The following is a 16,289-nucleotide window of genomic DNA, read 5'->3' as shown; positions in this document are numbered from 1 at the left end:
TTAACAAATTAGAGTCACTGATTATTGTAGGTAAAAAATAAACCAAGCGAAGTGTTGTTACAGGCAAAGAGTGCTTTGCTACTAGTAAATCGGCTACGCATTGGTAGAAGATGGTTCATGCTGCGTTGCTAGCTGAGGCGTGCGACTTGCCCATGCTATCCCACCAATAATAAGAATCCCGCTGACTAAGTGTACCGCTCCCATGGTTTCATCAAGAAAAGCAAAAGCAAAAATACCACTCCATAATGGAAGGCTGTAGTAAATCATACCAGCCTTTTCAGAGCCCGCATGTTTCAATCCGATATTCCATGTGCCCCATGCCACAATTGACGAAAATATCGCCATGAAAGTGATGCTGAATAGCACGGAAGTATTTAATGTGAATAGCATCATTCCTTGGGAGTATTCCCATAAAACACAAGGAATAAGTAGCAACACAGCAAAAAAAGCCATGAGGGTCATAACAATCAAATGCGATAGCCCTTCAGGGATTTTGCTAAGAATCAAACTGTAAATTGCAAAGCCCACTGCCGCGATTAACATAAGGAAGTCACCGAGTGCAAAATGAAGTTCGAGAAGGCGTGCTATTTCACCGTTACATACAAGGTAGATTGAACCTAAGAGAGCTACGGAACAGCCAGCCCATGTGTTGACTGGCTGCTTTTGTCCCATCAATGAAGATATAATAACGATAAAAATAGGGCTGGTAACTGAAATCAGCGAGAGGTTGATGGCAGATGTGGTTTGGGCAGCAAAGTAACTAAGCGGAGAATATGCAGCGACACCTGTAAGTGCGGCGAAAAAAAATTGTGGTAAGAACTTGGTAACGACATTCCACTCTTTTTTTATCACCGAAAAGTTACAAGGACAAAGAATCAGAAGGGCGATAAACCAGCAAGAGGCAGCAAGGAGCATAGGAGATATCTGCCCAACAGCAAGGCGTGCAATAACAAACGACCCTGCCCAGAGCATAGTGGCTAAAGAAGCACAGGCTGTTCCCAAGTATATTTTGTTTTCAAACACTGTAATTTTTTCTCCTTCACTCTCTAATGTGGTGCAATATGCTGCCTTCAATATGTTTGGGCTTTTAGTATTGAAATATGTATTTCTTAATTACAGACGATCTTTCAAGTACAGCAGAGAGATGCAGTATCGCTATTGTGCCGATAGCGCAACGCATCCACTGCGTATGATGCAATTTTTTTTCGTAATGAAACAAAAAAGCGACAATCTGATAGATTGTCGCTTTCTATATTGGATGAAAGGTAGGTCGCGCATGTAAATGGAAATAAAGTAGTTTTGAAATCAATGTAAGAGTCTTTCTAAAAGAATTCATAGCCTGCGATGTTAGAGCAAATGGTAATGCGCTGGTAGTCGGGGTAGACTATTGTGTTCCGGCGCTACTAGAAATGCAGGCAAAGTGTAACAAATTGTTGGCTATGTACTTTCCCAACCTTCCTTTGCTCCAGCTAAAATAGCATCGCCAGCTTCATGAGTCGGCACAATTTCTAGAATTTCATTATGGAAATACGGCCAGAATCGTGCACAAAGTTCGATGATTTCGACTTTTGATGCACCTTCAATAAGCGCATAGCCTTCTGTGTTGTTGATCCAACCGGTAAATTTGACCGGTCCTTCTCCTTCAACCAGCATGTCGGCGTCTTTAACCATTGATTTCCACACTTCAACCTGACCTTTGCGATCAACAGGCCATCGTGAAGGATTACACGTAAAATGACAAATATACATAGACATTATAAAACCTCCTTAAATTCTTTTTTCAAGCAGAAAAACTACTCTGAATTGGCAATGTCTATGGTATCACCATCCACAAAAGCCGCAAGCCGCGAGGCTTTTAAACGTCCTTCGTTTTCTTCTTTTACAGAGCGGGGCAGAGCGGTTGAATACAAAATCTTATCGTTATTGCAGTCGAGTATGCAGTATTCAGGATATGAAAGTGTGCAACATTTTCTGTATTCCGCCTGTTGATTAATTTGCGTGATGTTGAATCAAAATGTCGAGGGCGGGTTTCGAGCCGAGCTAAGCCGAAAATCAATGATTGATTCGAGAAAACAAATTCGAATATCAATAGAAATAGATGTGCTACAGCCAGAACAGGTTTTATGTTCTTCGCTATAGCTTCTTATCCCGAATTATCACCCTCAAATAATAGAGTGTCTTATACGTAGTGTACGAATTTATTAAGCACAAACATTGCTCTTGTAAAAAAGGGGCGTGATGTGTCTCTTAAGCGCATTAAAATTATAAACTAAATAGTAGCTTTCATATTTTTTGTAAGAAATTACAATTTTTATACATTTCAGGTTATTTTTTAATAAATAACTTGATAATAGCGTAAAGTTTTGCAAAGCATACCGAGCGTTTGTTTATATTTTATAGTTTTTAGGAGATTTTTAGTAATGAAAAGGCTTTTTAGTATTATTGCTTTGCTTATGCTTGTCACATTGTTGACAGCATGTGGGGGTAGCAGCGGTAGTTCTTCCTCTGCGGAACATGCAGGTGGTGTTGTTGCAGCACCAATTGCTGGTGCCAATGTATATGCAACTGTAAACGGTGAAAAAATCAAAGTTGGGGTATCTGACGCAAACGGTATTATCAACTCTTTCACCAATCTTGATAAGATTACCAGCTACCCTGTTATTCTTAAAACAGAACGTGGTGCCGGGACCTTTCCTAACGGCAAAGCCTACGGCGGTCAGCTTAGTGCTGCTATGACTGGCCCTGATGCTTTCGTATGTCTTACCCCTATGAGCACCTTCGCTGTATCTCTTATGGGTGGCACTGTAACTGCTGATTCTGTTGCTAAAGCGAAGGCTAAAGTTTCGCGTTTTGTTACTAGTGAGTTAGGGTTTACTAATACCGATCCATTCGAAGATCCATTCGGCGAAGAACTTCAGTCTCACGAAGTAATGACACAGGCTTTCCTGTACACATTTAAATTGACTGAAACCTCCAGCTCATTGGATTACCAGCGTCAGTTCTCCCCAGTTGCAGCTAAAATTAGAAGCGGTGAAAGCTCCCTTGCTAATGCAATTGCAGCTTCTGGTGTAAACCCGAATGTTCACGCTGGTGACAACCTCGCTACCTTTGTTAAAGATCATTACTCCGAAATTACCAAGCGTGCTGCTGTTGCACTGAGCACTCAAAGCTCAACACCAGAAGATGTGCAGGCTACTGAGGATAATATTAACCAGAATACTTCCAGCAACAACGGTGGTAGCTCTTCTGGTGGAACTGTTATTGATCCTTCTCCAAAAGTGACAGCGCTTATTTTTAGTGGTGATGATGTTAAAGATGATTTAGCAACCATTAAAGATTCCGCCAACCCTAAAGCAGTGACCGTTACGTTAGGATTTAAGCAATCCGAAGGTAAAGAACTTACCCCGAAGGTTGATTTGTCTGGTACGGCATTGGGCGTGTTTGACATTACTACTGGTGGTAAAAAGTTAGAAGTATCTGATAACCAAGCATCTGTTATTTTAGATAAAACGATTACACTGACATGTACTATTCCTGGTGATTCTGAGCTTACTCCAAGTAGCGAAAAATCTTATACGCTTACAGCAACAAGTGAGAAGATAACTAAAAAGTTAACTATTAAGTACATCACAGATAAAACCATCGCCATTTCTGCTATCAAAGCAGGTGATGCTTTCCCAAAACTGCTTAAGTTCACAGGTGGCTCACCAAGCGCTAGTCTTGAGAGCAACGTATATAAAGAAACTATACCTGCAAGTGCTACACTTTCAGCCTCAGGTATTAGTGGTGAAATTAATTTTGCTCAAGGCTCTTCGACTCCTTCTACAGAAGACTTAAAGGCTGCCATTGCAAAGGTAAGTGTCAGTCTTAAAAAAGGTGCTCAGGATGAAACAATCCTTACTGAAGCTTCTGCAAGCGCTGTTGCACAAGCTATTAAGAATAGCTTAGCTCTTGATTCCGATAGCAAAAAAGCTACATTCAACGCAGGGCAGACCTCGTTAGTACTTCAGGACAAGGCTGAAGCAGGTCAATATAAACTTGAGATTGTTTTCGAGAAAGCTGAAAATGCTGAAATTTCTTTCCCTAAGAAAGAGAGCAAAGAAAATAATACGGTTGAAGTCACTCTCTACATCTGCAACAGCGGTTATGAAAATGTAGTGCAGGAGATTGAGGTTTCACAGGATCCTGCTCCTACATTAGCACAGAGTGCTGATTTCAAACATGGTGCTAACCTAACTGGTAACATTACTGCTAACGTCACTACTTGGAATACTTTGGCGAAAGTGGTCTTAGGTAAAAGAGAGTCTAAGCCCACTGTAAAGTTATTCCTTACTACAGAATCTGGAACATGGGACGATGACCAAATTGATGGCAAGAACTACACCCGTTCCGAAGACGCTACTGTAGCGACAATGGAGTTTGATCTTACAGGTGCTAAATACACTAACGGGAGTCTTACTGCAGACAGTGACCCAGCAAAAGTAGATATCTCCTTTGCTCAAATTAACAATGATAAAGCTATCATCAACTTTGGTAATAGAAAAACAGATACTCAAAAATTAACCCTTACACAGGTAGACCCAATTGCAGTTGATACTGTGGAGTTTTCAGGAGAATTTGCTACTGCTGTTGAATTTGGTAGTGAAGAGAAAACTGATCCCGCAGAAAAACTTTCTGGCAGCTCTGCTGCACTTGGCGGTTTAATTTTGACAATTTCTGCAAGTGAAAGTGCTGCATTCAACAGTCTAGAAGAGTTTACAAATAGCTACAAGGTAGCGTTTACCGTTGAGAAAGGTGGTCGAACTGCCACAAAAATTACATTGTCAGAAGCCCAAGTGCCAGCGCCGAACTATGACGCACAGGCTAAGACTATAAAATACACCTTCACTGGTAAGACATTGGCTGCTAAGCAAAGTCCTGACGCTGGTAAATATAGCTTGAAAGCACAGGTTCAGCGTAAAAATGACGACGTAGTGAATAACGCTACTGATAGCACCGACCTCGTCCTCTGCGCTAAAGGTACTGCTGATAAAGTGCAGGAAATCAAAGTTGAGGCTCCTAAGGATGTTCCAGGGGTTCTTGCTGATGGCCTAACTCTTACTGGGAATATTAAGTTCACTTATAAAACATGGAATACTGTAGCTGGTAAAGATGCTGGCGCTACCCCGCTAACTGCTACCTTGACTGGTAGTGGGGCGGGTAAGTTTGGTCAGGAGTCGACTAAAGAGCTCAGTAGTCCTACTGATTCTGCTGACACTAATATTGCTGGTCAACGAATCGCTACGTTTGATCTTTCTGCGGTTACTTATACAGCAGCTACAAATGAAGACAATTCGAAGACTGTAACGGTTGATATTAAAAACGGTGATGATGTTGTCGGCACTGGCAGCATTACCTTCACCAATGCTTCTAGTGAGCAATAAATCCTAACCCCCAAAGCCCCTTTAACGCGGGAGCTTTATTCCTTCCTGATGCCCCTGCACAACGCGTGCAGGGGCATCTTTATTGTGCACTCACTAAAACGGTTACGGCAAATAGTGTTACATGAAAATAGATAGGTTAGGTTACGATGTTCAGCAAAGTTTCAACAATGACCACTAAATATTATGTCCAAAAAAAAAGCTGCATGAATACATGCAGCTTTTTTTGGACATATAAATGCCATTCTAAAATCGCAAGGTAGTTCCGGACATGTTGCAGATAAATGCCTCTGGCATGGCGCGTTCTATTGCGAGTGTGGCTTTTCTGCCTGTGCAATGTGCGGGAATAATATAGCTAGGATTAAATGCCTGTAGAGCAGAAATGGTAGGTTCGATAAATTGCTCATGATACGGACCAGAAAGATGAAATCCTCCCATAATTGCGTGTACTGTTGATACGCCTGTTACGCTAATGGCATGATTGACAGTATTGACTATTCCGGCATGGGCGCAGCCGGAAAGTACAACCAGTCCTTTATCTTTTACGTTAAAAATCATCGAAGAATCATCTTCGATAGCATCTGTCTGTTCAACGCCATCTTTAAGGCAATAAGCGTTTGGCATTCCTTTTTCGAAATTAGTTTCTCGTGGGATTTCGCCAAGGAACAAAGCATATCCATCCAGCATAGGTAATGGAGCTGTTGTTTCATGAATGGATGCGCCCATGGAACGCACGTTTTCTTTTACAAGTGACGGAAAAGACAATTTTAAGCCCATCGGTGTTCGAACGTATCTATCTTTAAATACAGAAGGATGAGCAACAAGCGGTATAGAGTCTTTACCTACACGTTCAACAAGCTGCTTCATGCCTCCAAAATGATCGAAATGCCCATGCGAAAGCGCTAGTTCTTCGACCTGTGTTAAATCGATAGAAAGTAGATCTACGTTGTATAACGCGCCATTGTCGGAGCAACCAAAGTCGAAGAGCATGCTCTTGCGTTGACCTTCAAACTCTACGGTTATCAATGACGAAAAGCCATGTTCAGCAAGTGGTCCGTTCGACACTACGCCCTCATGGGCGCTATCAGGCGAGAATAAAGAAGGGCGCTGGATAACATCAGAGTTGTCCATAGCTAGCGCATCAATATAGTTATCTTGAAGGCTTAATATCTCAACACTGTCTACTTCATGTACTGTAACCATATATAAATCCTTTCTACTAGTTATCCGACGGCTGGCTAAAATAACCATTATTCAAACTACATGATACCGCCTTGTTGGTAGGCGTGTCCCGTAACTATCAGACATACTATGCTTTTTGTATTAGAAATCAGTGTAAGCGCTAACTTACGTACAAGTAAAGCGTTACATATCCTGCGGGCTGACAGAATCTGTAATGTGAAATTATCGTAATAATAACGTTGAATATAACAGAACTAATGCAGTCACGATACATAAAGAGTCTTGCTGTTATATATTGTGCCTTTCTCTTTATACATATCAATTCTATTTCAAAACTAATCTAATGATATTTTACAATTATAGTGCATAAAACTTAAGGTAAAATATTGTTAAGAGTGGAGTTCTAATGATGTTTTTATAAAAATAATGTTATTTAACTGTTATTTTAATCTAACGACAATAAAATAGAATCTACTTCTGTATATTTATTATTAAAAATACGTGTTATTTTGCTCCTCATAGCTGAATTAGCGGCTTTGTTTCTTTCTATTATATTCTGTAAGAATTTTATCATTGTTACTTCTTGTGTAATGAAATTAATCAGTTGGGAAGTTAGTGGTTTTACAGTCTCAACTGGTTAATTGAAATTTAGAAAAGGATGAACAATGAAAAAAGCACTGTTTATGGTTGCGTTGATCGCACTCTCATTCGCCCTGACAGCTTGTGGCGGTAGTAGCGGTAGCGACGATTGTCCACCGCCTATGAAAACACTACGCGGTTGTGTTTCCGGTGCGCCTATTGCGGGTGCTAAGGTATTCGCAAAGCTTGATTGCTTGCGTGAAGAATACAAAAAACATGAGTATAAAGACAAAGCCCTGCTTGTTGGTGAAACTAACGATGATGGCTGCATCATTTTCGATGAAGATGCGCTTGCGAAACTTGATCGCACCAAAAATGTGTTCTTGTTCTCCAAAGGCGGTAAGCAGTTTAATTGTGCAATCAATTGTGATGGAAGTGGTTGCGAACCTTGTGGTGATTCTTCATCATCATGCGACGAGTGCGACGACCCATCATGCGCTTTCAAAGGTGAACTCCGTGCAATTCTTGCCCCGGATGCAAAGGAAGTTTACCTGACTCTGCCAAACACAATCGTGCATGACATGGTTGTAGACAAAGAAGTTCCATTCGAAAAAGCACAGAACTTAGTAAGAAAACTTATTTGCTGCGTAATGTGCATCGATGCTTTACCTGATCCTCTTGGCAACCCTTGCTTAGACCTCGTTAAGTACGAATACATTGCTCAGGCTCTCTTGCTTGGCATGGGTTCTGATGAAGAAGGTCTTGCATGCAATACCCCAGAGTACAGAGAAGCTCTCGAAAAAACAGTGTGCTACATCGCATACTGGAACTACCGCAAGCTTGAAAGCTTCGAAGATGTTAAATTCGAAGATGTTAAACAAGCAATGCGTCCAGTACTTGGTCCTGAGTACGACCAAGCCATTACTTGCCTCACTGAAGACGACGTACTTACCGACGAAGTATACACAATCGGATTGAAACGCGGTCGTGTTTACCCTCCAGCATGGTGCTGCCCAGTGAAAGAATGCTGCGTAATGCCATACGACAGACATTGCCCAAGACCTTTCGTTTTCGATGTTGTTTCTAAAGCAAACAAATGCGGCGACGCTTGTGATAACAAAGGTAAATTCGTTGTTGCAGCACTTCCTTCTTGCGGTAAGTTGAAAACTCGTTACGGCAGAATCGTAAAAGTTGGTGACGAGTTTGAAGAAACACAACGTTTCTACTACTCATTGACTCCTGAAGAGTACAAAATTGTTCGTGGTCAAAAAGTTACATTTACATTCAACCCTGTTAACGGTTGCTACACTGATCCATTAGTAGTTTGCATAAACTACCTTGATCGCTTCGACGTATCTATCTCTAGCTTCAAGCATCACAGAAAATTCAAAGCCCCTATCGGACGTGCTGCTCTTCCAGCATCTCAGGTTTATGAAGTTTACGGCGCAGAAGCTCAGGGTGGTGACGTAGATCTTACTAAACCTACCTTGCTTGCTCTTAAAGATGGCGCAGCAGCAGATGCTTACTTCCGCATTACTGGTGAGCTTCTTGAGAAACTCCTTTCTTACGACATCGTAGCAACAGGTCACCTGCATGCAGCTGATACGCTCGTTGCTAAAGTTACCGCACCTGCAGGCTTCGAGTTTGCTTACATTGGTAACCCAACTGATGCATTCAAAGAAATCTACATGGTAGATGGAGACGGCAACCTTAGCGTTACTTACAAAGCTAAAGCAGAAGATGAAGACGTGAATGCAACATTCAACGGTTCCACTTTAAGCATGATGCAGGGTGGCGCTTCTGCTCAGTTAGAACTTCGTTCTCGTGAAAATGGTCAGGAAGCAAAACGTGTTGCACTGCGTACTAGCGTGTTCAAAGACGGTGAATGCATCGGCGCTTGCGAACCAGCAGTTGAAGCAGATCCAGAAGAAGAAGAAAATGCAAATGGCACACTTCTTTACATCGTAGCTGCTGGCGCAGAAGGCTTACCACAGTCTATTGCAATGGAAGCAATGCAGCCAGTTAAGCTTTCAGAAGATAGTGATAAGTCAGTTCTTACTACAACAGTGAAGCTGACTGTAAAGTCTTGGAACTCTCTTGCAGGTCTCCCATGCTATGTAGCGGACAGAGATCAGGAAAAATGGACTGCTGAGATTGTTAACCCAGTTCCTCCTATCATTCCTCCACACGTAAAAACAGGCTTCGGTGAATCAGCTGGTGTAGGTCTTAACATTAAACCTAAGTTTAATGAGCTTACTAACATGACACCAACACCTGTAAAAGACGCTCTGAGTCTTGCCTTTGACAAAGAGTTGTTTATGCTTGATTCTGGCTCCTTAATCGACGGTCAGAACGCAGTTCAGATTAAGTTTAAATACACTCCTGCTGAAGGTGAAGGCGCTCCTCTCGTAACTGAGAATGCTTTGACTATCCACCCTAAAGCAGATGACTAATCCTAACTAAACAACCAACAACAGCGCCCCCAGAAATGGGGGCGCTTTTTTATGCATATATATAAATTGAAGTGCAAATGCTGGAACAATCGCAGGAGGTGCAATCTAACCTAGCATATTTATGCACGATATCACAGCTTTTGAAAATTTAGGTTAGATGCTTTCGTTGGTATTATTTTGATGTTATAACGCACTACAAAATGTTTTTTTAATGCATTGCTGAATGGTGAGTGAATTAATAAGCTTTTTGGCTATCTATGCAATATTCTTTGCAGTGATAATAATGATATTATCATGGAAATAAAGATAAAAATTTATGTAAGTTTGAGTTGCTCCTTTTGTTAATATATGCATTGGGTGTATATTTAGAGAAAGAGCATTCATAGAGAGTGGGGCGGAGGTTGTGCTTTATCCTCCGCCCTTTTACATTTTATACTGTAGTATACGTATTGCATTTGGGTTATTGCAAAAAACAAAAAACTAGTTAGCAATACTCTGAGACGAATGCTATTCAATATGCCTAATTTTATGCAGCACTATACCAGCAGCATCTAAACAACCGTAAATATCGCTGGCAAGACCGATTCCGACTTCGTCATATGTATTAAACGCGAAGTCTGCGCCGTGCTCCCGCAATACATCAAGCTCATCATCATATTCTGTTACTGCTATAAATTTACCCCCTAATCCTACTTTTTTTGCCATGTTCATGGCATATAGTTTTGTTTCTAAACTTGGAATAGTTAGTACATTGATCTGTACAGAACCAAGCTCAGCAAGACCTCGCCAAAAATCGCCGTCTGCCGCATCAACGTAGATAACATCCCGCCCAAGCTCTTTATGCTGAAGAACTTTTTCTTGGTCAGCATCTACTCCTAGTATTATGTCGCCGAAAAACTCGCGTAAGATGTCATACGTTTGCGTGCCTACGCGCCCCATTCCTACAATAATAATTTGCCATGCAACGCCTGCTGGAATGCGTTCTTCGTCTGGATGCGGGCTATCTGTTTCAATCCGCTTGAGCACATTACGGCATTTTTCAAACAATTCTTCCGCAAACATATTAAGGGGCGACGCAGCAATAAAAGATAAAGACAATGCAATTGCAATAATCATAAGCCATTTTGTTTCTAACCAGCCGCTGGAAACACCCACAGCACCAACAATAAGTCCAAACTCACTGTAATTTGTCAGCGTCATGGAAGTGATGAACGATGTGCGGGCACTTAAATCGAATCGAGTAAACAAAAAAAGGAATAAAGCACTTTTGAGTGGAATGAATAAGACAAGCAGTACGGCTAGCACTAGTGTGGTAATATCCGGCAGTCCTTCTAATCCGATATTTAAGAAAAAACCGATTAGCATAAAATCTTTAATGCTTAATAATGAATCGGATAATTCGCTTGCTCTCGGATGCGTAGCAAGCAGCATTCCCATAACGAGTGCGCCAAGGTCTGCCTTAAGACCAACAAGATCAAAAACACCGGCGCCAACTGCTAAAGCGAGCGCCATACCAAAAAGAACTTGCAACTCTCCATGACCAGTATGATCTAAAATGTAACTGAAGCACCAGCGTGCAACGGGCAGTAGAGCAATGACAACAAGCGCCCATACAGTGGGAGGAGAGTCAGACGAACAGGTGATGAAAATGACCGCCAGAACGTCCTGAATGATAAGAATACCGATGGCTAATTTGCCGATGAGAACATTTGCAGCTCCGCTTTCTTCCATAATTTTTACTGCAAACACCGTGCTGGAAAAGCTCAGTGCAAATCCTAAAAGTAGGGCAGAGCCTAGGGAAAGGTTCGCAAAATAGTGGAAGCCGATAAGCGTTAGACCATGAATTATTGCTCCGAAAAAAAGCACCGTGCAGACCATATGAATGGTGCCGGTTGCCCATATCTCTGGTCGGAGCAATTGTTTGATTTTTAACTTCAGTCCGATTGTAAAGAGGAGCAGGGTGACACCAAGATCGCCCACCGTTTTGATATTCTCAGATGCTGTAAACCCCATTGTATGCAAAATAAAACCAGCAATAATAAACCCTGCCAAAGCGGGCAGGCGAATGCGGTGAGCTAGCAATCCTAACATGAATGTTGCGGATAAAATTATAGGGTCCATTGTTGCCTCTGGTTATTGTGCTGATCGGAGTACAGGGGGACTTTGTTATCTTATTCGCCGATGACTGAAAATTTACAGTATTATCGAATACAACTGATAAGACGTTTTATACACCATAAAGCATTGTGCTCTCCACAATGTGATCTTCGAGTTTTGCTGCGTATTATTTGCCTGTTTATGAAAAGCATAAAAGACAATTCCCCATGAAGATATAGTTGTTGCAGAAATATCGCTTTGCTATTTTTGAAAGAATTAAAGTTTTGTAGTGCGAACAACACATAACGGGGTATGAGGGTGAATTATGCAAATACGGCAGTGCGTATATTTTTTGCTGTTTTTAGTGATGAGTACTGTCGGGCTAACCGGATGCAGTGACGAAGTGGAAGAGGTGCTTCCTCCCAAAAGAGTCATCGTCTATCAAGTTCCGGATATTTTAAAAACACGCACATGGTCTACATCTGGTACTGCTAAGGATGTTCTCGAAACAATTCTTTCTTTTCGAGTAAACGGCATGATTATCGACCTGCCTGTTAAGGTCGGACAAAAAGTGACTAAAGGTGAGCTAGTCGCAGAACTTGACCCGACTGACTACCAGCTAGAAATGCGAGAGGCTAAAGCCTCACTAAATGATATTCTTGCTGAATTACGCAATGCCAAGCTGGACTATGACCGAAAAAAAACATTGGTAAAGCAGGATGTAATTAGCCAGAGCGAATACGATTTAGCCGCAGCGTATCTGGATTCGACCACTGCAAAGGCAGCTGCGCAGCGAGAACGGATTGCTATTGCAGAACGCAACCTTTCATACACCCGCCTTTACGTGCCGGAAGCTGGTACGATCAGCTCTGTTCCGGCAGAAGTTCATACAAATGTTGTCATCGGAGAACCTGTAGCTACTCTCAACTCCAGAGGAATGCTGGAAATGGATATAGGTGTTCCGGATCGGTTAATAGCGCTGGTCAAGTTAGGGCAACCAGTCACCGTCCGTTTTGATGTGTTCCGCGAAGTTAAACTACCGGGGACTGTTAAGGAGGTAGGTGTCCGATCGAATGAAACCTCAACATTTCCTGTAACAATAAGCATTGGGGAGAAGGATAAGCGGATTCGTTCCGGCATGGTGGGAGAAGTTACGTTCAACTTTACGCAAGCGGAAAGATATAGACTGGTAACAGTCCCATCTGCCGCAATATTCAGTCTTCCAGATGGAAAACGATGCGTATGGGTAGTCGATCCTAAAGACGATACAGTCCACAAGCGAGCTGTTACAGTGAGTATTCCGGGGGAAGGCGGGGTGGTAATACAAGAAGGACTGAAGCCCGAAGAGCTTGTAGTGATTAGGGGTGTGCACAGTCTTAAAGATGGTCAAAAAGTACGACCAGAGAAGCAATAGGGACGCAGCATATGAATATTACGGAATGGAGTCTGCGAAATAATATTACGTCTCTGGTTATATTCGTCATCATAGCGGTAGCTGGTGTCATAACTCTTGCTACAATTCCAAGGCAGGAAGACCCCGACTTTATTGTGAGAACTGCTGTCGTTACAACACAATTCCCCGGTGCTTCTCCGCAAAAAGTTGAAGAACTTGTGACTGACAAGTTAGAAGAAAAAATTCGCGAGATGGGCGAAATTGATTACTTGGAGTCGCAATCTCTGACGGGGCTATCCATCATTGAAGTCAATATTCAGGAAAGCATCCGAAATGTCGCTCCCGTGTGGCAAAAATTACGTAACAAGGTTGATGATGCACGCCCGTTTCTTCCGTCAGAAGCTTCTGTACCATTTGTTAACGATGAATTTGGTGATGTTTTCGGGTTTTTGATTGCGCTCACCAGTGATGGCTTTACTTATCGCGAAATGAAGGATGAAGTTGACATCATCCGAAACAAAATCTTGCGTTTCAATAAGGTTTCCAAAGTTGAATTCTGGGGTGAGCAAGAAGAACGCATTTTTATAGAATTTTCCAATGCCCGATTTGCTGAGTTAGGAATTAGTCCCTTTGCGCTGGCATCCGTTATTCAAGCACAAAACATCATCAAGCCTAGCGGACAAGTCTATGATGACCCAGAGCGAATTAACATACGTTCTACTGGTGAATTTAATAATGTAGATGACATACGCAACCTTTCTCTCCGCTTTCCTGGTGGTAAAGAAAGCGTAGCACTTTCTGATCTGACTGATATTAAGCGTGGCTTTGTTGATCCTCCCACAATCATGGTGCAATACAATGGCAAGCCTGCCATTCTGTTAGCTGTCAGCATGAAGGTGGGGAATAATATCATCGAATTAGGTCGAGAGCTAAAAGGGTTACTTAAGGAGATTAATGCCGAACTTCCAGCCGGTCTCAATCTTGAGATGGCTATATATACACCGGAATACGTTCAAACTTCGATTTTTGATTTTCTTATAAATCTGGCGCAGGCTTTTTTCTTTGTCATCATCATAATGCTTCTTTTCGCTGGCTTCCGCGTGGGCATAATCTGTGGAGCGCTAGTGCCAATGGCAATGCTTACGGCTCTTATTTTCATGCCATTTTTTGATGTGATGTTGGAACGAATATCTATAGCCGCGATGATTATTGCTCTAGGGATACTGGTAGATAACGGTGTTGTTGTCAGCGAAAATATACTCGTAAAAATGGGGGCTGGGGAAGATAGAGAAAAGGCTGTGTTCAGTACGGCAAAAGAGCTTGCCTTTCCACTGCTTGCGGCAAGTTTAACAACCATTTTTGCTTTTTTGCCTATTCCACTAGCCCCAAGTTCTGCTGGTGAATACTGTGTATCGTTGTTCGTCGTTATCTCACTGACACTAGTCGCATCATGGATGCTTTCCATGACCATGGTTCCCATGATGTGCTATTACTTGCTTAAGCCTGAGCAAAAAAAAGAGAGCTTTTCTAGTAAAATCTACAACGCGTATCGAACATTGCTTACCTATGCTTTGCGGCAGCGGCTTATCACGCTACTTATTGTGTTTGGTGCGTTTGGACTTGCAATGGCGGGGTTTAGAATGGTGCCGAATATCTTTTTCCCACCTAACGAGCGTGGGCAATTCATGATTGATTTCTGGCAACCATACGGAACAGATATTCGTGCAACAGGACGACGTTACAACAAGCTAGAACAATTTTTGATGAAGCAAGATGAATTTGAATCTGTACTTACGTTTGTAGGAACGGGTGGTCCCCGTTGGTATTTACCGCTGGATTTGGAACAGCAAAATGAAAACCTTGCAACGTTGATCGTAAATATCGATTCATTCGAACATCTCGATAGTTTCATGGAAAAAACAGAACATGAACTTGTAGAAAATTTCCCAGATACTCGTTTCAGGTTAAAAAAGATGATGCTGGGACCTCCTGCTGGTGCTTCAATTGAGTTGCGAGTTGCGGGCGATAAAATAGAAACCTTGTACAACTTGCGTGAACAGATAGGAAAAATTCTTGAAGCTCAAGAAGGCGTGACTGTTGTATGGGACGACTGGGGCGAATGGACGAAAGAATTTGTTATCAATGTTAATCAGGATAGAGCACGGCGTGCAGGGTTAAGCAGCCAAGATATTGCGATGTCCATGCAAATGCAGATGTCTGAGCTGCATGTTTCTGATTTTCGCGATGGTGACACAGTTATCCCTATTGTGTTGCGTTCGGATGATGACTATCGAGATCAGGCAAGCAAAATTCCGGGCATGAATGTCTATTCTTACGCTGAAAAATTAAGCGCGCCTCTGGCACAAGTCGCCAGTGCATATTTTATATGGCAGCCTTCGAATGTGCGTAGACGTGATGAAGTGCGAACAATGACTGTTATGGCAGATGTTGTCGGACGATACGCATCTGACGTTTTGCGTGATATTCAACCAGAACTGAATGCATTGATGGAATCGGACAAGTGGCCGTTGAACTACAGTCTTGAAGTTGGCGGCGAAGATGAAGAGAGTAGAAAAGCTCAAACTGCGTTGATGGCAAACATGCCGCTGGCGATGGGACTGCTTATTCTTGTTCTCGTGACGCAATTTAACTCTGTGCGAAAGCCATTAATTATTCTACTTACTCTGCCGCCGATGATGATAGGCGTAGCACCGGGGATGTTACTGACAGGGCAACCATTTGGATTCATGCCACTTCTTGGTTTGATAAGCTTACTGGGTATCATCGTGAACAATGCTATTATGCTTATCGACAGGATAGATGTGCTTTCGCGCAAAAATATTGATATTCGTGATGCCCTCATTTTGTCCGGTTTACAACGCTCACGACCAATTATCATGACTACAATTACAACAATCGTCGGGCTTGTTCCACTTATCATTTCCGGTGGGGGAATGTGGCGACCTATGGCTGTGCTGATGGTTTCAGGACTCACAGTAGCCAGTGGGTTAACACTCGTGTTGTGTCCGGTTCTATATTCAACATTGTATCGAATCAGTTTTAAAGACTACAAATGGGATGCAAGTATTCTAGATAAAGTTCAAGAATAGGGCAGCGACAATAGTCGAATAAATACGTATCGATTGCCGTTGTGCATTCACATCA

At 42.2% G+C, this 16,289-nt stretch carries 8 protein-coding genes; 4 read left to right on the top strand and 4 right to left on the bottom strand.

Annotation, left to right across the window (positions count from 1 at the left end; all coding sequences use genetic code 11):
* Positions 1-93: 93 nt before the first annotated feature.
* Complete coding sequence (locus tag N4A56_RS12970) at positions 94-1,023, bottom strand: DMT family transporter (RefSeq protein WP_295547843.1); 930 nt, start codon at positions 1,021-1,023, stop codon at positions 94-96.
* A 414-nt stretch (positions 1,024-1,437) separates the two neighbouring features.
* Positions 1,438-1,755, bottom strand: coding sequence for a hypothetical protein (locus N4A56_RS12965; RefSeq protein ID WP_293669431.1), 318 nt, complete (start codon positions 1,753-1,755; stop codon positions 1,438-1,440).
* 665 nt (positions 1,756-2,420) lie between these two features.
* Between N4A56_RS12965 and N4A56_RS12960 the strand changes: the two genes are divergently transcribed.
* Complete coding sequence (locus tag N4A56_RS12960; RefSeq protein WP_295547841.1) at positions 2,421-5,423, top strand: hypothetical protein; 3,003 nt, start codon at positions 2,421-2,423, stop codon at positions 5,421-5,423.
* A gap of 243 nt (positions 5,424-5,666) precedes the next feature.
* On the opposite strand, the gene N4A56_RS12955 is transcribed toward N4A56_RS12960, so the two are convergent.
* Positions 5,667-6,623 (bottom strand): MBL fold metallo-hydrolase, encoded by a 957-nt coding sequence (locus tag N4A56_RS12955; protein WP_295547838.1) that lies wholly within the window; start codon positions 6,621-6,623, stop codon positions 5,667-5,669.
* Between the two features lie 644 nt (positions 6,624-7,267).
* Between N4A56_RS12955 and N4A56_RS12950 the strand changes: the two genes are divergently transcribed.
* Positions 7,268-9,634 (top strand): hypothetical protein, encoded by a 2,367-nt coding sequence (locus N4A56_RS12950; RefSeq protein WP_295547836.1) that lies wholly within the window; start codon positions 7,268-7,270, stop codon positions 9,632-9,634.
* A gap of 507 nt (positions 9,635-10,141) precedes the next feature.
* Here the strand turns inward: N4A56_RS12950 and N4A56_RS12945 are convergent.
* Positions 10,142-11,755, bottom strand: coding sequence for a cation:proton antiporter family protein (locus N4A56_RS12945; RefSeq protein ID WP_295547835.1), 1,614 nt, complete (start codon positions 11,753-11,755; stop codon positions 10,142-10,144).
* 301 nt (positions 11,756-12,056) lie between these two features.
* Here N4A56_RS12945 and N4A56_RS12940 point away from each other — a divergent pair, with 301 nt between their 5' ends.
* Entirely contained in the window at positions 12,057-13,145 is a 1,089-nt protein-coding gene (locus N4A56_RS12940) for an efflux RND transporter periplasmic adaptor subunit (RefSeq protein ID WP_295547832.1), read from the top strand.
* Positions 13,146-13,156: 11 nt separating this feature from the next.
* Complete coding sequence (locus tag N4A56_RS12935) at positions 13,157-16,234, top strand: efflux RND transporter permease subunit (RefSeq protein ID WP_295547829.1); 3,078 nt, start codon at positions 13,157-13,159, stop codon at positions 16,232-16,234.
* Positions 16,235-16,289 lie beyond the last annotated feature (55 nt).

The sequence above is a fragment of the Halodesulfovibrio sp. genome (genome assembly GCF_025210605.1).
Taxonomy (GTDB): Bacteria; Desulfobacterota; Desulfovibrionia; order Desulfovibrionales; family Desulfovibrionaceae; genus Halodesulfovibrio.
Note: the sequence above shows the minus strand (reverse complement) of the source record. Positions and strands in the feature narration are given on the sequence as shown.